This window comes from Planctomycetia bacterium (genome assembly GCA_015075745.1).
In the GTDB taxonomy this organism is placed as follows: Bacteria; Planctomycetota; Phycisphaerae; order UBA1845; family UTPLA1; genus UTPLA1.
In genome coordinates this window covers 2,285,748-2,307,020 of the sequence record JABTTW010000001.1, presented here as the reverse complement: position 1 = coordinate 2,307,020, position 21,273 = coordinate 2,285,748, and the positions used below count along the sequence as shown (strand labels likewise).

Genomic DNA, 21,273 nt, shown 5'->3' with positions numbered 1-21,273 from the left:
AAGGGCGAGGAGAAATCCTGCGACTCAGCTTGGCTGGAGCAAGTTGGAGTGCAGGCGCTGGAGGCTGGCAAGGTTGCGCTGGTGATCGGCGAGGATTCGGGCGACCAGGTCGTCGGCCTCGCGGTCGCCGGTCGTACCTGCCTGCTCATAAGTCTTCACCAGATCGCGGACGCCGGCGACGACCTGGGGCATGAGGAAGGACAACTTGAGGTAATGAACGCCGCCGACGCTCGTTGGGTAGGTCGGCGGGACGGGCGCGCCGCGGAGGCGGATGATCGCCTGAATCAGCTCTCTCTGATGTTGCTTGCTGTCGTCGAACATCCGGCGGACTTCGGCGCGATCCTCGGCGGCGGGCCAGGTGACGAACGGGTCGGCCTCGTCGAGTCGCTGTACGAGATTGCCGTACTCGGCGGCGAGAAGGCGGTTGAGTGTTTGAACGGCTCGTTCCATGGGAAACGTCAAGAAGTCAAAAAAAACTAAACGCCACGAATTCAAAACAGAGTGCCGTCGATCGATTCTCTGATTACGGTTCACTGCTCGGCGCTTCGGCAACGGTTGGCGTCGCTGAGGACTTCGTTACCGCGAACAAATCGCGCGAGCGGTTGTCGGAAAACTCTTTCAGATTGCCGGCCCAGAGCGTGCCGGTGAGCAGGATGCCGACGGCGCAGGCGAGGGCGACGACCTGACCGACAAGCGGGGCGCGAACAGGCGCCTGGCCGTCATCGCGGAAGACCATGGCGACGGCGATGCGGGCGTAATAGTAAAGACTGATGACTGAGTTGAAGACGGCAACAAAGATGAGCCAGGTGAGCTTGCCTTCCCACAGCGCGGCGAGGAGCCACCACTTAATGATGAAGCCGCCCATCGGCGGGATGCCGACGAAGCTGAAGAGGCAAACGCCCATCAGGATGGTGAGGAGGACATTTCGCCGGGCGAGGCCGTTGAAGGCGTCGATCGATTCACTGCCGGTGGCCCAGTAGACCATGGCGATGATGCCGAAGGCGCCAAGGTTCATCAGGGAATAGACGCTGATGTAGGCGACGATGGCGCTGAAGGCCGGGTGGGTGGTCATGTCGGCTGAGGGCTTCCAGATGATGGCGACGGCCATGAGCATGTAGCCGGCGTGGGCGATGGAGCTGAAGGCCAGGAGGCGCTTCATGTTGGTCTGGCGGAAGGCGGAGAAGTTGCCCCAGGTGCAGGTGAGCGCCGCCATGATGGCAATGGCCATGGTGACGTATTGCAGGGCCTGGCCGGATTCGAGACCGGCGGTGAGGACGGTGATGATGCGGAGGAGGAGGCCGAGCCCCGCGGCTTTGCTGACGACGCTCAGCCATGTGGTGACTTCGATGGAAGCGCCTTCGAAGACGTCGGGGCACCAGAAGTGGAACGGGACGGCGGAGACCTTGAAGGCGACGCCGACCATGAATGCAAACAGCGAAACACCCATGAGGACGGAGGGGCCTTGGCGCTGAATCTCGCGGCCGATGACGGCAAGGTCGAGGGTGTGGTAATGGCCGTAGAGCAGGGATGTGCCGTAGATCATGATGGCGCTGGTGACGGCGCCGAAGAGCACATACTTGATGGAGGCTTCGGCGGCGAGCTTGTTTTTCTTGCGGAAGCCGGCGAGGCCGTAGGAGGGCAGCGAGGCCGCTTCGATGGCGAGGATGATCATGAGCAGGTTGGTGGTGCTGACCATCATGACCATGCCGAAGGCGCTGCCGACGAGGAGGACGAAGAACTCCGTGGCGTCGGCACGGCGCGCGTCGCGTTCGGGCAGATCGGCATCCTGACCGAGAAACCACATGCCGACGATCATTGCGAGAAAGACGCCGATGAGGAAGGTAAAGAAGCTGGAGAACTGATCGCCGATGAGCATGGGGGCGGCGTCGTCGGGGGCGAAACCGGACCAATTGGACGGCGCGACGGCGAACTGACGAAAGCTGATGAAGGCAGTGATGACTGCGCCGGCGAAGGCGATACCGCCGGCGACGCGCCAATTCCGACCGACCAGAAGGGCTCCGAGCAGGACAGCAACAATCGTGCCGACGAGGCACCAGATCGGCGCCAGGCGCGCGAGCTCTTCGCCGCTGGGGAGCCAGATGTTGGCAATGAGTGCGTCGGACATGAACAAGTCAGCCTCCCAGGGCGACGGCGGTGGAGTGATTGAAGATCGCAACCACCTTGTCCAGCGTGCCGTTCATCAGGTCAAATGTGTAGCTGGGCAGGATGCCCATGAAGATCACCAGTACGGCCATGGGAAAGAGGATCGCCGTTTCGCGGGCGGTGGCATCGGGGTAGTCGGCGTACTCTTCCTTCTTCTTGCCGAGATAGACGCGCTGGATCATCCAAAGGATGTAGGCGGCAGTGAGGACAACGCCGAAAGCCGCGACAACCGCCATCGGCTTGGCCCAGGTAAAGGGGGCATTGAAGGCGCCGAGGAGCACCCAAATCTCGCCGATGAAGCCGCACAGGCCCGGCAGACCGAGCGAGGCGAAGAAGCCGAGGGTGGCCAGTGAGCCATATCGCGGCATGGCGAGCCACAATCCGCCGAAGCGATTGAGATCGCGATGATGGGCGCGGTCGTAAATGATGCCGACCAAAAAGAAGCACATCGGGCTGCTGATGCCGTGGGCCAATACCTGGAACATCGCCCCCTGAAAACCGGTTTTGGTCATGATGGCGATGCCGAGGACGACGTAGCCCATGTGGCTGATGGAGCTGTAAGCGACGAGGCGCTTAAAGTCGGTCTGGGCGAGGCAACATAATGCGCCGTAGATGATATTGATTACCCCGAGCAGGGCGATGTACCAGGCAAGCTGAGTGGCCGCCTCGGGGAAGATCGGGTAGCACACGCGGAGGAAGCCGTAGGCGCCGAGTTTCAGCAGAATGCCGGCCAGGATCATGGAGATCGGCGTCGGAGCTTCGACATGGGCGTCCGGCAGCCAGGTGTGGAACGGGAAGACGGGGACCTTAATCATGAAGGCGATGAACAGCATGACGAACATCGCCGGGCCGAAGGTCCAGGAGAGGAACTTGGTGGAGCCGCTGTTGAACATCTCCGCGATGGCGGGGTTGGTGACGTACTCGATGAGGCTGAAGGTGCCTGCGGGCGTGCCGAGGGCGTCGGCGCTGGTGTAGTACATCGCCAGCAGAGCGACGAGCATCAACACGGAGCCGGCGAAGGTATAGATGAAGAATTTGATGGCGGCGTATTCCTTCCGGGGGCCGCCCCATACGCCGATGAGGAAATACATCGGCAGGAGCATGACTTCCCAGAAGATGTAGAAGAGAAAGAAGTCCATCGCGACGAACGTGCCGAGGACGCCGGTCTCAAGCAGGAGGAACAGCGAAAAGAAGCCCTTGGGGCCGCGGTTAACCTTCCAGTGATCGAAGTTCCAGCTTGCCCATGCGGAGAGCCAGGTGACGAGGGTTGTCAGGATGATCAGGGGGAAGGAGAGGCCGTCGATACCGATGTGGTAGTTGATGTTGAAATTTCCGACCTGAATCCAGGGGACGATGTGCTGAAACTGCATCGTGCCGTAATCGGCGCTGTAGCCTGCACCGCCGGGGAGGAAGGGTCCGAAGAGGGCGCACGACAACAGAAACACGCCGAAGGTGAAGACCCAGGTGAGGGACCTCGCCATGTGCGCCGGCGCCATGAGGACGACGACGGCCCCGATGAGAGGCAGGAAGACGATCCAGTCGAGAATGTGAGACACGGTGAATGCTCCGAGAGAATGTGGAATTGAGAATGATTCATTTAGAACGGACGACACGCCGGCCGACGCCGCGGGTCATTCATTCTCGAACTTACATTTTCAATTCCCAATTCTTTTTCATCCCTGCGCCAGCGCCGAGGTTCGGGTCATGACCCAGTAGTAGCCCGCGGCGAGCTGGTCGAAATACAAAACGGCCAGCAGGGCGATCGCCGCCGCGCCGGCCGTCAGACAAACATACATGCGAATGCGGCCGCTTTGGGGCCGGCGGATCTGCGTGCCGACATCGAGCATGGTGGCGGCGAGGCCATTGGCGACGGCATCGATGATTCCCCAATCGCCGCGCTGGACGGGCATGTCGAGCTGGCGGCCGGTAATGCTGCCAGTGACGCGGCCGAGCCAGGCGACGCCGTTGACCGCGCCGTCAACAAACAGCTTGTCGAACCAGCCGCAGACGTAGCCGATGCCACGCGTGCCGGCGACGAGGACGTTGTCGTAAAAGTGATCGAAGTAGAGCTTGTTTTCGAGGGCTGTGTGAATCGGCCCGAATGCCCGCTTGAGTTTGTCGGCGAAGGCGAGGCCGTTGCGGTAGATGATGACGGCGATGCCCATGCCGATGAGCCATGAGAGACCGACGCCGTAGGCGAGCCAGTCGTGGGGGTTCTTTCCGGGGGAGTGATCTAGGGTGAGATTCGTCGCCGTTGTGGTCACATTTCCATCGTGTCCGGCAACATTGATTGAAGGCGCATCCTTCAAGCCGTGGGCTTCACCGTCGATGGCGACGATGGCGGCCGAGTCTGTCGCCATGCCGGCGGCTTCGTGAATAAGCGGGCGGAAGGTGCTGTAGCTGCAAAAGACCGTGCCGGCCGCGAGGACGGCGAGGGGGAGGAACATCTTCCAGTTTTCGTGGGCGTGGTCGTACACGTGATGATCGCGCGGCTTGCCGCAGAAGGTCATCCACCAGCACCGCATCATGTAGAACGGGGTGATGTAGGCGATGATGATCGGCAGGGCGAACATCCATCGCGGAATGACGGGCAACGTCGCGGCGATCTTCAGTTTTTCGGGGGTGCCGGTTCCGTGTGCATCGGCGTGGCCGTGGCCGTCGCCGTCGCCGTGTTCATCGGTGGAAGCCAGTTGAGATTGGACGATTGACAGCGTTGCGGCGGGTGACGTGAGCGCGGATGCGAGCCTGATGGGATCGCTTCCTTCATGGTCACTTGCATTTGCGTGTTCGCCGGCGTCGTCTGCCGCGGCGTCGCTTGATTTCAATGAGGGGAGATTGAAGGTGCGTTCGTAGGCGACGGCGAGGATTTCGTCTTTGCTGAAGAATCCTCCGAGGCCGTAGTCGGTCTTGGGGATGCCGAAGCCGGCGATGGCGAGGACGCCGATGAAGAAGGTCCAGCAGGTGACGGGCATCTTCTTTCGGAGGCCGCCCATCTTGCGCATGTCCTGTTCGTGGTGGCAGCCTTCGATGACCTGGCCGGAGCCGAGGAAGAGCATGGCCTTGAAGAAGGCGTGAGTCATGAGGTGGAAGAGTGCCGCGACCCAGGCACCGACGCCCATGCCGAAGATCATGTAGCCGAGCTGACTGAGGGTGGAGTAGGCCAGCACCTTTTTGATGTCGGTCTGCACCATTGCGATGAGGGCGGTAATGGTGAGGGTGATGCAGCCGATGACGGCGACGAAGAACTGGGCGTCCGGCGTGAGCAGCCGGAAGACTCGGGCAACGAGGTAGACGCCGGCGGCGACCATGGTTGCGGCGTGGATCAGGGCGGAGACGGGCGTGGGGCCGGCCATGGCGTCGGGGAGCCACACGTGCAGCGGGAACTGGGCGCTCTTGCCCATCGCGCCACAGAAGAGGCAGATGCCCATGAGGGTCGCCAGCGTCATGCCGGAGACATGCCAGCCGAACAGATTGATCGATGCGGCAAAGATGCCTGTATTCGAATGGAAATCGGTCGCGAAGTTTTTCGCTGCCTGATCGAGGTCGAAGGTGTTCAGGTAGAGGACGACCATGGCGAGGCCGATGATGAAGCCGAAGTCGCCGACGCGGTTGGTGATGAAGGCCTTCATCGCGGCGTTGGAGGCGTACTTCCTATCGAAGTAGAAGCCGATGAGCAGGTACGAGCAGAGGCCTACCAGTTCCCAGAAGATAAAGAGGAACAGGAGGCTGCTGGAAATCACCAGCCCGAGCATGGAGAAGCAGAAGAGCGACAGGTAGGTGAAGAAGCGGTGGTACTTACTGACGTGATCCACTTCATCGCTGTGGCCTTCCATGTAGCCGATCGAGAAGAAGTGAATCCAGAAGGCGATGAAAGTGACCATGAAGTACATGATCACGGTGAGTGAATCGAGCTTGACGCCGATGAGGATTGGAATATCGCCGATGCGTCCCCAATTGAATCGGTAGGCCTCGGCGGACAATTTCGCGCGAATCTCGGTGGAGGTTCCCAACCAGCCGACGAGGACGTAGGTGCTGAGGGCGCAACTGAGGCCGATGGCCAGAAGGGCGACGTAGGACGCCTTCGGTTTTCCGAACTTGTGGCCGGTGAAGGCGAGGACGGCGAAGCTGATCAGGGGGATCAGGACGCCGAGTGCTAGAGCGCTTTGGTATTGCATTGTGCCTGCTGAAGGTTCCGACGGACCACCCTCGATTACCCCGGCCACTCAACCAGTGGGCCTGCCGAGACTTGGAATCGCCGGGGCCATCGAGACCACCTCCGCGCTTTGCGACGCCAAGGGGCACTAGGGTAGCGGGAAGCCGGGCATTGGCAAGCGCGTCTGAGGCGGGGATTTCGCAAGCAGCAGTTGACGATCAACGCCGATTTTGTCCACCTGAAGTGACGTGAAACTGTGGTGGTCGGATGTATCGGGCGACCAAGCGAGGTCGGTTCAATCGGGAGTGGACGCAGCCGGAAGAGTTCGCGCGGCCGACTGAGGGATTTGTCCAAGCGGCAGGATTCACAGGGCAGAGCTTGCGCTCAGGGGCTCAAATCATAGCTACGAGGGCCGCAGTTTCGCCTGACTCAAACGATCGGCAGAATCTGCCGGTTGGGCGCAGGAAATGCCGCGTGCGCAACCGATTATGTATCGCCACAACTTCATTATTTATAAGTATTTGTGGACGATAATGAGCGGAGTTGATGCTCAAGGTGTGGGGGTTTCATCGTCGATAGATGGAAGTTGACTTATCGGACAGACCTGCCCTCGTTCGGGTGTCCCAACTTCGCTCTGTCTTACGAACGGGCGAGCCAGTGACGAGGGCGGCGTCCAGCGCCGTGCCGCGAGCCATCGTGGGCATGGCAGGTGGCGACCGGTAGATCCGGCGCTTGAATCGGAGCCTGTCTTATGAAGTGGTTCAAAAGCTTCGGTGCGATCCTCGCGGCTGGTGTTTGTCTTTGTGTGGCCTTGTCGTGCACGACGGGTTGGGAGCGGACCGCATCGCGCACGGTGCCGGCGTCAACTGACGAGCGAGAATACGGGCCAGAGTCAGCTGGAGCGGAGGGATCATGGACCGAAAGCGACGCCAACCGTGACCTGATGCTGTTTGGGCAGGGCAATCCGGCACGCGATGTGGCATTTCAGGCGAAGGCGGCGACGAATCTCCAGCAGCACACGCCGCCCAGCGAAGGCGCGGACTTTGACCCGGCCCTGGACGCGTCGGCGAGCACGATCGTCTTTGCCTCGACGCGACATTCTCCGCACAGTCATCTTTATACCAAGCCGGCGCAGGGGGCGACGATCACGCAGATCTCCGACGAGAACGCATCTGACGCCCAGCCGGTCTATTCGCCGGATGGCAAGCAGATTGCCTTTGCAAGTGATCGCGCCGGTCACTGGGACATCTGGCTGCTTGACGCTGACGGACGTAATCCGCGGCAGGTGACGAATAACCCGATGCCTGAGCTGCATCCGAGCTGGTCGCCGGACGGCAAGCAGATTGTTTATTGCCGCGTGCATCCGCAGGAGGGGCAGGGCGAGCTTTGGATCTGTGACGTGGACAACCCTGGCGTGAAGCGGCTGATCGGGGAAGGGCTTTTTCCTTCATGGTCCCCGAAGGGTGACGCCATTGCCTATCAGCGGGCACGGGCGCGCGGCAGCCGATGGTTCAGCATCTGGACCATTCAGATACAGGAAAACGAGGCGTTATTCCCGACGGAAGTGGCGAGCAGTACGGATGCGGCGTTCATCGCCCCCTGCTGGTCGCCCGACGGGACGCGTATCGCATTTGCCTGGGTTCACTCTCCGGACTCCCGGAATGAAGCGGGACAGGCCGTTCGTCGAGGGCGGTCGGACATCGGCGTCGTTGACGTAGATGGCCGGGGCCTTCAGCGACTGACCAGTGGCACGGGCGAGCATTACTCTCCGTCGTGGTCGTCTGACGGGCGCATCTTCTTTACTGCGCGACGAAACAAAACGGAGACGATCTGGAGCCTTCGGCCGTTCCGGCCGTCGGGCTTTGAAACACCCCCGGCGCTGACCGGCAGCCGAAAGGCGGCGCAGGTCATCGAGACGGTCGACTAGCGAGGATTGTGGGCATCATGCGACTGAGTCGTGTGGATAGATGGGCTTCGCGTCGTGGTCGCTTCCGGTTCATGGGACCGGCGGCGATGTCTTGCGTGGCGCTTGTCTCGTGTACGCACTCGGAGGAGAAGGTGCGGGTGCATACGGCGCTGATTGAACCGACGACGTTTTGCGTCGCTCCGATTCTCAACTTCAGCGGCGAACTCACGCTCGATCCGATCAAGCTCGCGGACTTGTTGGCGTCAGAACTAACTTATGTGGATGGCGCGACCGTTCTGCCGGTGAGTCGAGTGGTGGCGGCGCTGGCGGCTCGGGGTCGTACTCAGATTGAATCGACGGAAGACGCCCTGGCAATCGCCGAGGCGGTCGGCGCCGATGCAATCATCGTGGCGGGAATCACGGAGTACGACGCTTACACGCCGATCCTCGGTGTGGCGATGCAGATTTATTCGGTTCGCCGGCCGGTTTCGGTGGGAATGGACCCATCGACGATTGCCCGGGAGGCGAGGCCGACATCGATGGTCAGCGATCTGGATGATCCGCGGCGGCCCACGGGCGAGGTTCAGGTCATTTACAACGCCAATCACGCATACGTGGTTGACGCGGTAAAGGCCTATGCCGACGACCGCAAAGAAGATCTTCAGATGGGCTACCAACAATACCTGAAAGTACAGACTCTCTATATCCGATTCGTCTGGCATAACGCCGTTACCCGGCTCCTGGCTCAGCAGCGATGCCTCAGGACCGAGTTAGCGGGCCTAGAATCCATGGAGCACCCGATATGAACGGCTCTGTTCGGCAACTTTCGCTGGTCAAAGGTCGGCACCGGTTTCTTTTCCGCTACCAGCCCGGTGGCGAGGCCGACGTGATCGCGGCATTTGCGAGCCTGGCGAGCGACAAGACCAGCGAATTCGACTGGTTTGACGCCGCCGTGCTGAGTTATCAGATGGGTCGAAGATTAGAACTGGAACTAGATGAACTCCGGACTTGAAACGCCCGATACGGCAGTTGCCTTGCGGATGGTGGGTCCGCAGCGGTGAAGGGCCTCTTAAGACCGGGCCGTCGCCGAATAAGGCTGTGATTTGGTGGGGAGGCCAGGTGTGTGCCTGAGCCAGGTTGCAGAGAAACAGAACGTGACTTCGCCGAAAAGAGTTTCGTGATCATGAGCCAAGAACATCCACTCGTGACAGATTTTCTAAACTACCTGCGCTTCGAGCGCCACTTCTCGCCCCACACGGGAAAGTGTTATGCCGCTGATCTGTATCAGTTCGGCCAGTTTCTACTGGGCGGGCCTGATGCGGCAGCACAGGCTTCTGTGCAAACGCGCAAGAGCCCGTCGGTCGGCGGCTATGGCGGCGGCGGCTCGACCGCGGTGGCAACGGCCCCGGTGTCGACGCAGAACGCCGGTCAGCTTCAGTTGCTTCGCGAGAAGCTGCTGGGGGCCGACGCGAATCAGATTCGCTCCTTCCTTTCATTCCTGCACGAGCGGGAGTACTCGAAGGCGACTTCTGCGCGGAAGCTCGCCACGCTGCGAAGCTTCTACAAGTTCTGCCTGCGGCGAAACTTCGTCACGCAGAACCCGGTCGCCACGATCCGGACTCCGAAGCAGGAAAAGCGCCTGCCGAAGTTCCTCGACGTGACGCAGATGCAGAAGCTGCTCTCGACGCCGGACGATTCGACGCTCCTGGGAGCGCGGGATCGGGCGATGCTCGAGACGCTGTACTCGACCGGCGTTCGCGTGAGCGAGCTGGTCGCACTCAATATCTCCGACGTCGATGCCCCCGGGCAGTGCCTGCGGATTCGCGGCAAGGGGCGCAAGGAGCGAATCGCTCCGATCGGCCCGACGGCGCTGATTGCCATTCGCAAGTACGTGGATATGCGATCGCGCGATCCGCGGAACGCGACGTTCGATCAGCAGCCTCTCTTCGTCAACAAACACGGCCAGCGCCTCTCCACGAGAAGCGTTCGCCGCAAGCTCGATAAGTATCTGATCATGTGCGGTCTTGATCCGTCGATCAGCCCCCACACGATCCGCCACACCTTCGCGACCCACATGCTGAACAACGGCGCCGACCTGCGAAGCGTTCAGGAGCTGCTCGGACACCAGTCGATCAGCACCACCCAGGTCTATACGCACGTGACCACAGCCCAACTGAAGCGGGATTACGACAACAGTCATCCGCGCTCCTGACCGCTGCGACGCGCTCAGCGGCGTCTCGATCGAAGGTCACTATCACGATAACTCTGCAACGAGCAGGCAGCCCATAAGGCCGCCTGCTCGCTGTTTTTTTTGGGGGGGTTACGACGAGGCGCCTGGTTCGCGGCGAGCATAGCGAACGGCCTGGCGGACCCAATCGAGGCACGGCTCGGGCGTGAGGCCGTAGCTGTCGAAGCCGATTCCCGCGTATCCGACCTGAGAGAGCTGGTGTACGAGCGCGACCAGAGATGGGCCGTCTTTGATTGTCGCACGGGAGAGGGGAATCAAGATGTCGCAATTCGACGGCGCGCCGATCGCGCCGGCGGGCTGAAGCTCTTTTGCGGCGTCGGCGCCGCCGCAGTGTTGAACCCAGGCGCCGCATTCCCTGGCGGCGCCGGCGCCGACCGTGCCCGATGTCGGACCAAGGTGATATCGCAATGCCGCCGGCGATCGGGTACGGATCAACTGGATGAGAGAAGTGATCGTTGCCGGGCGCTGATTCAGATAGCGCGAGACAAGGGTGTGCGCCTCCGATGTCTCCCAATCGCGGTCCTGGGAATCAATCTCGATGCTCGCTGTCAGACGCCAATGGTCTACGGCGGCGAGGCGAACGGCTTCGGCGTCGATGGATGATTCGGCTGCCCTTTGTCGGCAGGATGCGCAGAAGCACCACGAGCTAAATTGACCGAGCAACTCATCATGGTGTACGTCGTCGCTAATAGTGATTCGGCTGTCATGTCCCCAATCGAGGCCGTCGAGCTCGATGGCGTCGAGGCCGTAGTTGGTCCAGAGGTCTTCGACGAGGCCCGCGACGTATTCGCGGACATCGGGATGGGAGGGGCAGAGCCTATCGCGGCTGGGATCGCCGAATAGATTGACGCAGGCGGCGTGGGCGTGTCTCTCGACGAGTTCCTCTCCATTGAGCAGGGAGACGCGAACACGGAGGCGAAGTCGCTCGCGTTCGGCGGCCTTGGCGATGCGCTCGAGGGGGTTTCGATTTTTCATCCATGCGGCGGCGTGCGGTCGAATCCGCGAGGAGCCGTAGCGCTTTGCATCGGGCTGGAAGTGTGCAGCCGCGCCTGACTGAAAGGTCCACCGGTCGCCCAGCGGGCGAGGGCGCACCTGATAGATCCCGGGATGAACCGCGGTGACGCTGAGAGTGTCCACGCCGATATCGCCGGCCAGTCGGGCCAGGGTCGCGTCGATGCCTTCGTCTTCGAGATCCCAGGGATGGCACCAAAAAATGAACCGCTGCTGCATGGGCGTGCTCCGGGTCCCATTCGAGACCATATGGGGCATTGTACCGTTGTGCGGGCGGGCGCGGAGTCGGCACCTCAAAGAGAAGATTCTGTTCTGAGGAGTGCAATATACGAATGGGCCTGGGCACCATTGCCGCGGGATCGCCCGATCTATTCAAAGCTCGCTCGGACGCGCCGCTCTCGAAGCGTCACAAGGCGGGTGCTACAACTGCTCGCCCTCTTCAAGCGGAGGCAGGGTCAGCACTTTGTAATAGCACCATGACGCAAGGGACAGGACGAAACCGATCGAGACGCACATGATGAGCCAGCCGTAGGCGTTCATCGCGCACCTTTTTCCATTTCTGCGGTGGGGAAGCCACCGGGGATTGGGACATGTGTCGGCACGGGGCCTCGTTTTTTCCAGCGCTTGCCCGCGAAGTAGATCATGCCGAGGAGAATAACCAGGGCGATCAGGATCATGATGACGGAGTAGAGCTCGACACCGCCGGCCCGGAGCTGCGAGAATCGTTTCGGCAGGGATTGATAGCACCAGCCGACGAAAATAATGAGCAAATAGGTCGGCGTTACATACTTGATGATGAAATAGAAGACTCGGGGGATGCGCATGTGGGCGCCTTCATGGGCCTCCTTGAGTCCCTGATCAACACCGTACTTGAAGGAGAACATGAAGACCTGAATCATCGCGAGGATGAAGATGGCCAGCGTTCCAACCCAGAAGTCGATGGCGTCCACCGCGCCGAGGCCCTTGCTGAAATAGATGACGAAGAGGCCGCCTGCCGCAGTGAGCACGCCAAGAATCACGACGGCCGAGCGGCGACCGATATTGAATGCTTCCTCCAGAAACGCCGCCACGGGCTGGAGCATGGAGAGCGAGCTGGTGATTGCCGCGAGGAAGAGCATGAAGAACCACAGGAATCCAAAGAGCCGGCCCAGCGGCATGTGGGCGAAGACGACTGGGAGCGTGTGGAAACCCAGCGAGAAGGTCGAGTTGATCGAATCGGCGATGCCGGTCGCACCGAGGAAAACAAATGCGGCGGGGATGGTGATCAATCCGCCGAGACACACTTCGAAGAACTCGTTGGTCGAAGTCGCGGTCAGTCCTGAGAGAATCAGATCGTCCTTCCTGGACAGATAACTGGCGTAATTGATGATGACACCGAAACCGACAGAGAGGCTGAAGAAAATCTGCCCCGCCGCTGCCAGCCAGGTATCAAACTGCAGGAGCTTCTCCATGTTTGGTTCCCACATGAAGGCCAGACCCTTGACCACATTCTGGTCGGGCCTCGCGGGATCGGGCGTTCCGAGGGTGAGGACGCGGACAAGGACGATGATCGCGCAGATGCTCATGGCAGGCATCGCGTACTTGCAGAACGACTCGATGCCTTTGGTTAATCCGCGATAGATGAGGGCGAAGTTGATTGAGAAGACAATGATCCAGAAGACGACGCTGGTATGCAGCCCCCCCGCCATCATGAGGCCGTCCTGATCCTGGCCGACGAATTTTTTGAAATAGGAACTGAATAATGCAGGGTCCTTGCCGCACGCCGCGAAGTCCGAAGGCATGGTCGCGTAGAGATAGCAATAACCCAGGCACCACGACTCGACGTAGACGTAGTACATGTAAATGATGAGTGGGATGAGGAGGCCCAGTGAGCCGAGATACTTGCTCGAACGATTGGGCCAGATGATGCTGAAAACGCCGGGACACGAGTTGTATCCGGCCAGACCGCCGCGTCGCGCCATGGCCCACTCGATCCAGCAGATGGGAATACCGAGCACCAGCAGGGCGATGAAATAAGGGATCATGAACGCCCCGCCGCCATTGAGCGCGGCGTTTCCGGGGAACCGGAGAAAATTTCCCAGTCCGACGGCAGAGCCCGAGACGGCGAGAATGACTCCCAGACGACTGGCCCACTGCTCTTTGGGTCGCGTCATGTTTGACATGCTCCAGATGGCGAATGGATGCGATTCACGACTTCGGCGATCAAGAATCGGCATAGATTACCGGCAGATGGCGAGGCGTCAAAGCCAATTGTGCATTGATGCACGATTTTAAGATTCGATAGATGATCGGCCATTCAATCGTTGTCTTGAGGTATGCCGATCACATAGAATGAACTCCCGATAAACCGTCTCGCTTGATTCTTCGGGGTCGCACGGGCCACTTGCTCGTGCGTGTTCGGCAGTCTGTCAACCAGCCGAACCTGTCGATTCAAGACAAGGCGGCCCCGGCGCCGGCAGGTTCCTTCGCACAGGGTCGGCCGTCGGACCGTGTCATCGTTCATTGGAGTGAGTTTCATGCCCCGAGCCCCCCGTAACATTGGAATTCTGTCATTTCGCATCACGATCGCGATCGCATTGCTGGCGATCCCCACGTCCACTGTGCAGGCCCAGCCGGCCAATGACGAGTGCGCCAATGCCATCGAGATCTTTGTAGATACGCCGATCGCCGGGACGAGCGTCGGCGCGAGCGGCACCGATCTCAGCAGTTGCGCCGGATCCGGCGACGTCAATGATGTGTGGTACTACTTCATTCCGGGCGAAGACGGGCTCGCGACTTTCAGCTTATGCGGCTCGGCAAGTTGGGACACCACGTTGTCGGTTTTTGCATCCTGCGGCGGGGCCGAACTCGGCTGTGATGACGATGCATGCGGCGACCTGCGATCGACAACGACGGTTGGCGTGCTCATGGGGCAGACCTATTACGTTCGTGTCGCCGGGTATGGCGGCGCGACCGGCACGTTCACATTGACGGCGACTTTTAATCCCGGCGGTTCGGTCGGCGGTGTCGACGTTGTTTATTCCGATACGCAGGGCATCCATTATTGGGGCTCTTCCGGTGGAATCCACGCGTATTCACTGGGCAGTTATACCTGCAACCTCGGCGATACGAATCTTCCGTGGAACTCAACCTCGCCGCTGCTCGGCATGAACGCCTACAAGCTGGCGGACGGACGGCTCGAGCAGATCGGGATGTCCTGGCTGAAGAATGCCACGGTCGCGGCAGCCGGCAGCGGTTGTGGCCTGCCCTGTAACGGCAGCGGCGGGAGCCAGCTTGGCGCGGGTTGTCGCGATATCTATGGACCGAGTTACAACGGTGGACAGGGCATTCTTGGACCGCGCTCGGCATGCAATGCCTTCAATGGTCAGTATCCCGGGCCCTCCGGCGGCAGCGGCAATGTGATCTACAAGCGGCTTCAGATATCGACCAGTGATATTGATCCGAATCAGAACGCCGGGGCGCTTTATTTTTCGGAGGGGGTTTACGTCGCAGCCGCCGATGCCATCGCGGGCAATGCCTTGAACAACGCCTCTTACAAGCAATTCACCGTCGAGCTTTCTTTCCAGATTTTTCCCACTGGGCCGATGCACGTCGGCGAGCCGGCGATCATGGCCTGGCGGGATCACGGTCTGGGAATCGGCAATCCTGACGAATCCGTCGAATTGACAACCGTCGACGTGCCATCCGAAGGGCGGTTTCATGTGGCCAGCAAGGTGACGCCGCTCGGCAACGGGATGTGGCGCTATGACTATGCCATTTACAATCTGAATTCGCACCGCAGCGCCGGGTCGCTGTCAGTGCCCTTCCCGACCGGGACAACGATTGCCAACGTGGGGTTCCATGATGTGGACTACCACTCCGGCGAGCCGTTTGACAACACCGATTGGCCCTTCAACGTCAATACCAATGACGTCAAATGGAACAGCCCGCAGACCTTCGCGCAGAACGCAAACAGCAACGCCCTGCGATTCGGAACCATGTACAACTTCTGGTTCGATGCCGATGTCGGTCCGGTGAGCGGCGAAGCTACGATCGGGCTCTTTCGGACCGGTTCGCCGGACTCTGTTGCCGCGACGGTTCGCGTGCCCGGGGCGTGCGCCGGGGACTGCTTCGTTGACGGCCAGCGCAACGGCCTCGACATTCAGGGGTATCTGGACTGCGTGCTGGGAGTTGCGCATGGCGACTGCGGCTGCGCGGATATCTCCGCGCAGGGCTCCGCGAGCATCGCCGACCTTGATGCGTTTGTGGATATGATCATCGGCGGTGATGACTGTCCGCTCTAGTGAAGGCGGTTCACTCCGGATGTCGTTTAACGGCGTTCGTTTGTTCCGTTGACCTTTGACGACTCGGAATCGAGTCTGGCATTCCAGAGCTCGCGCTGTGCGGCGTGGCCTTTTCCCGGGTCTGCCATCTCCCATGAGTTGTAAAGCTGGACGAGCAGCCGGGCGCTACGCTGCTCGGCATCGTCCATGCCCGGCCCGCCCGCGGCGGTAGATTCATGGGCCGCGACGACCGACTCGATTCCTCCGCGGCTATTGCTCTGTGCCAGGCTTGTTGCGGCGCGCCGGAATCGTGAGCTGACGCGCATCACAATAATCCGCGATCCGATCGCCCGCGCACAATTCCGTCACGAAGTAGGGGCGGCCGGTATCGGTCACGCCCGCGTCGAGTACCTTGGCGATGTTCGGATGATCCAACATCGCCAGCGCCCCGGGCCCGGGCGGCAGATACCAGCGCCAATCCCCTGGAGAGTTCCTCCGCCAAGTACGACCGTATGCTGAATCGACTTGCGGAGATCAAGAGCCAGTCATCGAGTACTTCGCTTGATGACGCCGTAACGCAAGTTGAGGCGGAGAACTGAGCCCGATCCCGCGCCTTCGATTCGAGGGCATGCGCGATAGACTTCGGCTGCCAAAGTCAGGCTGTTCCGTTTACATCATCTGTCTTGAGTACGACGGTGACCTGCGTGCCCCTGCCTAATTCGCTCGATATCGAAATGTCACCGCCATGGGCATCGACGACGGATCGACAGATGGCCAGCCCGAGGCCGACGCTTCGCGAATCCGCCCCGCCGTCGCCTGTCCTGGACCTGTCAATTCGGTAGAACCGCTCAAAGACGTGGGGGAGCTCATCTTCTGCAATGCCCGGGCCCGTATCGGCGATGCAGGTGGTTACGACGCCGTTTTGGCGTTGAACGCAGACGTCGATCGAGCCCTCGTCGCCCATGTACTTGATTGCGTTGTCGAGCAGATTGCTGATGAGCCGGCGGATTTTTCCCTGATCCGCGTGGACCTGTGTATCCGCCGATGATTGGACCGCGATCTCGATGCGTTTCTCGTAGGCCAACGGGCGATACAGGTCGACGACATCCTCTACAATCTCTGACAAATTGAGTCGCTCGAATTGCAGCGTCTCCTGTCCCGCGTCGAGTCTCGCGAGAAGCAATAGATCATCGGTGACACGGGCCAGGACTCGGTAATAGGTAAGACTCTGTTCGATGACGGCGCGAAGCTGCGCCTCCGAACGCGATTGAGTGAGCGCAAGCTCCGCATTTCCCTTGAGGGCGGTCAACGGCGTTCGCAGCTCGTGCGCGGCGTCCGCAGTGAATTGCTGAATCTGTCGAAAGCTCCGTTCAACGCGCTGCAGCATTTCGTTCAACGTGTCGGCCAGGGCGTCCAGCTCGTCGTTCGCGCCGGATCGGGGCAGCCTCGTCGACAGTCGCCGAGCACTGATATGCTTTGCCGTTCGCGTCAGGTCTGCGACCGGCCGCAGGCTTCGCCGGGCCACGGCGCGCCCGCCGATGATTGAGAATAAAGCGGCAAGGACCATTGCCCCGGCACAGACCAGGCGACAGACCGAAAGCGACTGATCCACGCGATCGAGCCGGTAGGCCACCTGAATCACCATATCCCCCCTGCCGGGTAAGTTCACGTGTTCGCTGCAGAAGCGAACCGATGAAGATCCGGGCGAAGGTGGAATCGTCTGAAACGCCACGATTGGGGTGTCAGCAGGATCCATGGGCTGAAGGGTCCATGGGTTTGCAAAGGCGTCGTCGGGGTCGCTGGTGATCAAGAGGCGGCCCGTCGAATCGAGGAGCCGAAAGGTCAGGTCGGTTCCCAGCCGGCTCCCCAGCTCCGCGCGGATCTCGCGCTCCACCTCTTGCAGGTCGTCATCGTCCTCGTGAATGAGGACGGCCTTGAATTCCTGAACTTCACCGCGCAGAAATGCGTCCACCTCTCGATGCAGAGAAATGTGAAGGCCGGTGTAAAGCGCCGCGCAGACCATCAGGCACACCGTCAAGGTGACTGCCGTCGCAAACATCGTGATGCGTGTGCGGACACTTCGGGGCAAAGCGAACTCCTATTCCGCGCGAAGTACAAAGCCGACACCGCGAATCGTATGAATCAGCGGCGAATCAAACCCGTAATCGATCTTTTTTCGCAGACGAGTCATCTGGACGTCGACCACATTGGTGAGCGGGTCCTGGTTCATGTCCCAGACTTTTTCGAGGATCATGTACCGCGTAAGCACATGTCCCGTGTTGCGGGCGAGATACTCCAAGAGTGCGAATTCCTTGGATGACAGGTCTATACGACGGCCGGCTCTCTCCACGTGACGGGCGACGACATCAACCACCAGATCGCCGACGCGAATGGGGTTGGTCGGAACGGCCGAGGTCCGTCGAACCAGTGCGCGAATCCGGGCGAGCAGTTCGGCGGGACTAAACGGTTTGACCAGATAGTCGTCTGCGCCGCAGTCCAGCCCTCGGACGCGATCGTCCACCGCGTCACGCGCCGTGAGGCAAATGACAGGAGTTTGAACGCCCTCGGCGCGCAGGCCGCGCACGACGCTGAATCCATCGCGAATCGGAAGCATCAGGTCCAGGACGATAATGTCGTAAGGATTTTCCGTCCCCAATTGAAAACCGGTTTGTCCGTCCGCGGCCACGTCGACCGCAATAGACGACTCGCGCAAACATCCCTCGATGAATGTCGCCACTCCGGGCTCATCTTCGACAACCAGTGCGCGCATGAGTTTGTGACCTTGGACAATAGTGAACGGAGCGCGAATTCCTCTTGAATCCGTCTTCTGAGGTTAGCTTAGCCCGTCAGGCACTGGTTCGCCAAGACGCCGACGTGCGTTCCGCACACCCAATCGGGTATTTCTTTCAGGTTTGTAATGAACCTGAACTAGTGTGGAAACCGCCGCACTGTACGATCCGAGCCTGATGTGCCTTGTAGCAATGAGGCTCATCGGATCGGTTAGAGAAGAGAACACTCTTTACAGGGAGACAGGCATGACGACGAAGCGAACAATCATCACGACGATTGCGGTGGTCACACTTGGTGCTGCGAGTGTGAGTCTGGTGCGCGCGATGGGTCCGCACGAGGAGAGCGAGCGACAAGTCAAGGAATCCGAGGTTCCGGCCGCGGCGCTTGCAGCGCTGAAGAAACTCGCGGGTGACGCCAAGCTCACGGAATTCGCGGAGGAGAAAGAGTACGGAGGAACATTTTATGAGGGGTCGTGGAAGGGCCCGCACGGAAACGTTGACGCACTGGTGACAGCGTCGGGTGATCTGGTCGAGCTGGAAGAGGCCGTGCCCTTTGACGCGATTCCGAAGGCCGTTCAGGACAAGGCCACGCAGGCCGCGGGCAAGGACGCCAAGGTCTATGTCGAGAAGAAGACCTACATCATGTACGAGGTCAAGTTTCGCAATGGCGATCGCCGGCATGAAGTGCTCTACTCCCCGGACGGCCGAACGCACGATCGGGACGATGAACACGGTGAAGAACACGACGACGACTAGCCGGATCGATAACGTCGAGGGCCTGTTGAACTTAAGCGTTGGTTGGAGTTCAAACCGGCGTGAACAATGCCCGGTATCGGCCAAGAGCGGTTCACGGTTCGAATGACGACTCCTGTGAGCCTGAGACAAAGAGCTGCGCTGTGTCTCGCGGCATTCGTGGTCGTGTGTTCCGTGTGCCGGACGGTAGCGGGACAATCGACCATTGCCGTGCATTCGGACCGCTGGGAGGTGCAGGCGTCAATGGCGACTGGGGCGCGGACATCTTCTACACAATCGCCATTGACGGGCTTCCGCACCTGGGGCGCCGCTGACAGGGAGAGAGGAACGCAGTCGTCTTCCACATGTTTTTTCCATTCAAGAAAGTTGTCGCGATTGTGAGATACTCACGACGAAGATCACCTCTCGGTGAACGCGGGTGTTTGTCGGGTCTGATGGCTGCTGCGGTAGTTGTCGCCGCGATTGGAACGGGTTGCGCCCGTGTGGATCCTGCTTCGAACTTTGAGCAGGCGGGTTCGGAAATCAAGAATCGACTCGGCGTGCAGGAAGTCTATAACCCGACCGGTGAATCGCTCGTCGACGACAAAGTGCGATCATTCCTTGCGGACGGGCTGACCATTGAGGAAGCCGTCAGCATGGCCATGCTCAACAACCGCGCCTTTCAGGCCCTTTTTCAATCAATCGGCGCTTCACAGGCGGATGTCGTTCAGTCCCGGCTGCTCACGAATCCATCACTGGTCATCGGCGCGCGCTTTCCAGACGGCGGAGGGCGGAGCGAATTGACCCTGGGATTTGCGCAACAACTGGTAGACCTTTGGCAGATTCCTGTTCGAAAGCAGATTGCCGAGGCCCAGCTTCAGCAAACGGTGTTTTCCGTTCTCGATGAGGCTGTGCGCATCGCCGCGCGCACGAAGTCCGCATGCTTCGATGTGTTTTGGCGCGCTCAACTCGAAGAGATCGCCCGGCAGAACTCAGAGCGGGCGCGCCAATCCCTCGCGCTGGCCGACGCACGGCTTCGGGCCGGAGAGGCAAATCCGCTGGAAGCAGGGCTGATCCGGACACAGGTTCTCGATACTGAGAACGAGTCCCGTCGCGCGACCCGCGATTTGCAGAACTCCCGTCTTGCCCTCGCCCAGATTCTCGGCCTTGCCCGTTGGCCTGATTCCTGGAACCTGAGCGGCGAAATTGATTCGGTTGATCCAGTCATCGCCCCGGAAGATAACCTCATCGCGACTGCGATGGCGAATCGATTCGACATTCAGTGGGCGGATGCCCGAGTCGCCTCGGCCGAGCGCGACATCGACCTGCAGATTCTCAAGATTTTTCCCAGTCTGGAGATTGGGCTGCAGGGCGAACGAACGGAGCGCCGCGCGCTACCGGGACGCAAGGTCCTTGCGGATACCGCCAGGGCGTCGATTGCGGCGGGGGCGCCGACGGCGCCGACCATCGAGTCAAAGGGCCAGCGCGATCTTGCGCGGCGGCAAATCATTGACAGCATGCTCGGTCCGACGATTCAACTGACGCTTCCCATCTGGGACCAGAATCAGGCCCAGATCGCCAAGGCAGGATTTACCCTTCAGCGCATCTCAAAGGAGCGCGAGCAGCTCCTGGATTCGGTTGTGACCGAAGTTCGAACGGCCGCCAATAACGCCCGCATCGCGGCGGAACTGGTCAGTTCTTTCAGGGATGAGATTCTGCCCCAGGTGGAAGGAAACCTGAAAAGCGCTGAGAGCCGGTACGAGAACGGTGAGGAGAGCGTCCTCGTCCTGCTCGATGCTCAGGAAGCTGAGTTTATGCAGAAACGGCTGTCAGCCGACGCACTGCGAGACTACCGAACGGCGATCGCGGAACTGACGGGAGCTCTGGGTGGCCGATTTGAAGCGGCTCGCGGCCCGTCCGCACCTGAAGCAGATGTATCCAACCATGAGGAGGATTCCAGTGGCAATGACTAGTCCCCTTGATCAGTTATTCCAGTTATTCGTGATGTT

The 21,273-nt window shown here is 60.3% G+C and carries 16 protein-coding genes; 7 read left to right on the top strand and 9 right to left on the bottom strand.

The annotated features are described in order from the left end of the window. Window positions 1-24: 24 nt before the first annotated feature. The 4 genes from HS101_09095 to HS101_09080 form a co-directional block, all read right to left on the bottom strand. The gene (locus HS101_09095; protein ID MBE7506426.1) at window positions 25-450 is read right to left on the bottom strand and encodes a hypothetical protein; all 426 of its coding nucleotides are present in this window, start codon (window positions 448-450) and stop codon (window positions 25-27) included. A gap of 73 nt (window positions 451-523) precedes the next feature. Continuing rightward, window positions 524-2,125, bottom strand: a complete 1,602-nt coding sequence (locus HS101_09090; protein ID MBE7506425.1) for an NADH-quinone oxidoreductase subunit N — start codon at window positions 2,123-2,125, stop codon at window positions 524-526. Window positions 2,126-2,132: 7 nt separating this feature from the next. Further along, window positions 2,133-3,710 (bottom strand): NADH-quinone oxidoreductase subunit M, encoded by a 1,578-nt coding sequence (locus tag HS101_09085; GenBank protein ID MBE7506424.1) that lies wholly within the window; start codon window positions 3,708-3,710, stop codon window positions 2,133-2,135. 126 nt (window positions 3,711-3,836) lie between these two features. Continuing rightward, window positions 3,837-6,338 carry an NADH-quinone oxidoreductase subunit L gene (locus HS101_09080; GenBank protein ID MBE7506423.1) on the bottom strand — a complete coding sequence of 834 codons (2,502 nt, stop codon included), beginning with the start codon at window positions 6,336-6,338 and terminating at the stop codon, window positions 3,837-3,839. 729 nt (window positions 6,339-7,067) lie between these two features. Between HS101_09080 and HS101_09075 the strand changes: the two genes are divergently transcribed. The 4 genes from HS101_09075 (at window position 7,068) to xerC (ending at window position 10,434) form a co-directional block, all read left to right on the top strand. Next, on the top strand, window positions 7,068-8,243 hold the full coding sequence (locus HS101_09075; protein MBE7506422.1) for a PD40 domain-containing protein: 1,176 nt from the start codon (window positions 7,068-7,070) through the stop codon (window positions 8,241-8,243). Between the two features lie 17 nt (window positions 8,244-8,260). Continuing rightward, on the top strand, window positions 8,261-9,028 hold the full coding sequence (locus tag HS101_09070; protein MBE7506421.1) for a hypothetical protein: 768 nt from the start codon (window positions 8,261-8,263) through the stop codon (window positions 9,026-9,028). Next, window positions 9,025-9,234: a hypothetical protein gene (locus HS101_09065; GenBank protein ID MBE7506420.1), complete on the top strand. Its 210-nt coding sequence runs from the start codon at window positions 9,025-9,027 to the stop codon at window positions 9,232-9,234. The genes HS101_09070 and HS101_09065 overlap by 4 nt, the downstream gene beginning before the upstream one ends. Before the next feature lie 171 nt (window positions 9,235-9,405). Continuing rightward, entirely contained in the window at window positions 9,406-10,434 is a 1,029-nt protein-coding gene (gene xerC / locus HS101_09060; GenBank protein ID MBE7506419.1) for a tyrosine recombinase XerC, read from the top strand. Between the two features lie 108 nt (window positions 10,435-10,542). Here xerC and HS101_09055 read toward each other — a convergent pair whose 3' ends face one another. Then, window positions 10,543-11,700, bottom strand: coding sequence for a hypothetical protein (locus HS101_09055; protein MBE7506418.1), 1,158 nt, complete (start codon window positions 11,698-11,700; stop codon window positions 10,543-10,545). Between the two features lie 317 nt (window positions 11,701-12,017). Then, window positions 12,018-13,634 (bottom strand): sodium-dependent transporter, encoded by a 1,617-nt coding sequence (locus HS101_09050; protein ID MBE7506417.1) that lies wholly within the window; start codon window positions 13,632-13,634, stop codon window positions 12,018-12,020. Between the two features lie 363 nt (window positions 13,635-13,997). On the opposite strand from HS101_09050, the gene HS101_09045 reads away from it, so the two are divergent. After that, entirely contained in the window at window positions 13,998-15,764 is a 1,767-nt protein-coding gene (locus HS101_09045; GenBank protein MBE7506416.1) for a hypothetical protein, read from the top strand. Window positions 15,765-15,790: 26 nt separating this feature from the next. Here HS101_09045 and HS101_09040 read toward each other — a convergent pair whose 3' ends face one another. The 3 genes from HS101_09040 to HS101_09030 all read right to left on the bottom strand — a co-directional run bounded on the left by HS101_09040 (window position 15,791) and on the right by HS101_09030 (window position 18,513). Next, window positions 15,791-16,069 (bottom strand): hypothetical protein, encoded by a 279-nt coding sequence (locus HS101_09040; GenBank protein MBE7506415.1) that lies wholly within the window; start codon window positions 16,067-16,069, stop codon window positions 15,791-15,793. A gap of 329 nt (window positions 16,070-16,398) precedes the next feature. After that, window positions 16,399-17,832 (bottom strand): heavy metal sensor histidine kinase, encoded by a 1,434-nt coding sequence (locus tag HS101_09035; protein ID MBE7506414.1) that lies wholly within the window; start codon window positions 17,830-17,832, stop codon window positions 16,399-16,401. A 9-nt stretch (window positions 17,833-17,841) separates the two neighbouring features. Beyond that, window positions 17,842-18,513, bottom strand: a complete 672-nt coding sequence (locus HS101_09030) for a response regulator transcription factor (protein ID MBE7506413.1) — start codon at window positions 18,511-18,513, stop codon at window positions 17,842-17,844. Between the two features lie 265 nt (window positions 18,514-18,778). Between HS101_09030 and HS101_09025 the strand changes: the two genes are divergently transcribed. Continuing rightward, on the top strand, window positions 18,779-19,288 hold the full coding sequence (locus HS101_09025; GenBank protein ID MBE7506412.1) for a hypothetical protein: 510 nt from the start codon (window positions 18,779-18,781) through the stop codon (window positions 19,286-19,288). A 479-nt stretch (window positions 19,289-19,767) separates the two neighbouring features. Next, on the top strand, window positions 19,768-21,237 hold the full coding sequence (locus HS101_09020) for a TolC family protein (protein ID MBE7506411.1): 1,470 nt from the start codon (window positions 19,768-19,770) through the stop codon (window positions 21,235-21,237). The last annotated feature ends 36 nt before the right edge of the window (window positions 21,238-21,273 follow it).

Coding starts and splice junctions, on each gene's coding strand:
- HS101_09040 (MBE7506415.1), bottom strand. CDS start 16,069: ATGCGCGTCAGCTCACGATTCCGGCGCGCCGCAACAAGCCTGGCACAG.
- HS101_09065 (MBE7506420.1), top strand. CDS start 9,025: ATGAACGGCTCTGTTCGGCAACTTTCGCTGGTCAAAGGTCGGCACCGG.
- HS101_09025 (MBE7506412.1), top strand. CDS start 18,779: ATGACGACGAAGCGAACAATCATCACGACGATTGCGGTGGTCACACTT.
- HS101_09090 (MBE7506425.1), bottom strand. CDS start 2,125: ATGTCCGACGCACTCATTGCCAACATCTGGCTCCCCAGCGGCGAAGAG.
- HS101_09050 (MBE7506417.1), bottom strand. CDS start 13,634: ATGACGCGACCCAAAGAGCAGTGGGCCAGTCGTCTGGGAGTCATTCTC.
- HS101_09075 (MBE7506422.1), top strand. CDS start 7,068: ATGAAGTGGTTCAAAAGCTTCGGTGCGATCCTCGCGGCTGGTGTTTGT.
- HS101_09055 (MBE7506418.1), bottom strand. CDS start 11,700: ATGCAGCAGCGGTTCATTTTTTGGTGCCATCCCTGGGATCTCGAAGAC.
- HS101_09070 (MBE7506421.1), top strand. CDS start 8,261: ATGCGACTGAGTCGTGTGGATAGATGGGCTTCGCGTCGTGGTCGCTTC.
- HS101_09030 (MBE7506413.1), bottom strand. CDS start 18,513: ATGCGCGCACTGGTTGTCGAAGATGAGCCCGGAGTGGCGACATTCATC.
- HS101_09095 (MBE7506426.1), bottom strand. CDS start 450: ATGGAACGAGCCGTTCAAACACTCAACCGCCTTCTCGCCGCCGAGTAC.
- HS101_09045 (MBE7506416.1), top strand. CDS start 13,998: ATGCCCCGAGCCCCCCGTAACATTGGAATTCTGTCATTTCGCATCACG.
- xerC (MBE7506419.1), top strand. CDS start 9,406: ATGAGCCAAGAACATCCACTCGTGACAGATTTTCTAAACTACCTGCGC.
- HS101_09080 (MBE7506423.1), bottom strand. CDS start 6,338: ATGCAATACCAAAGCGCTCTAGCACTCGGCGTCCTGATCCCCCTGATC.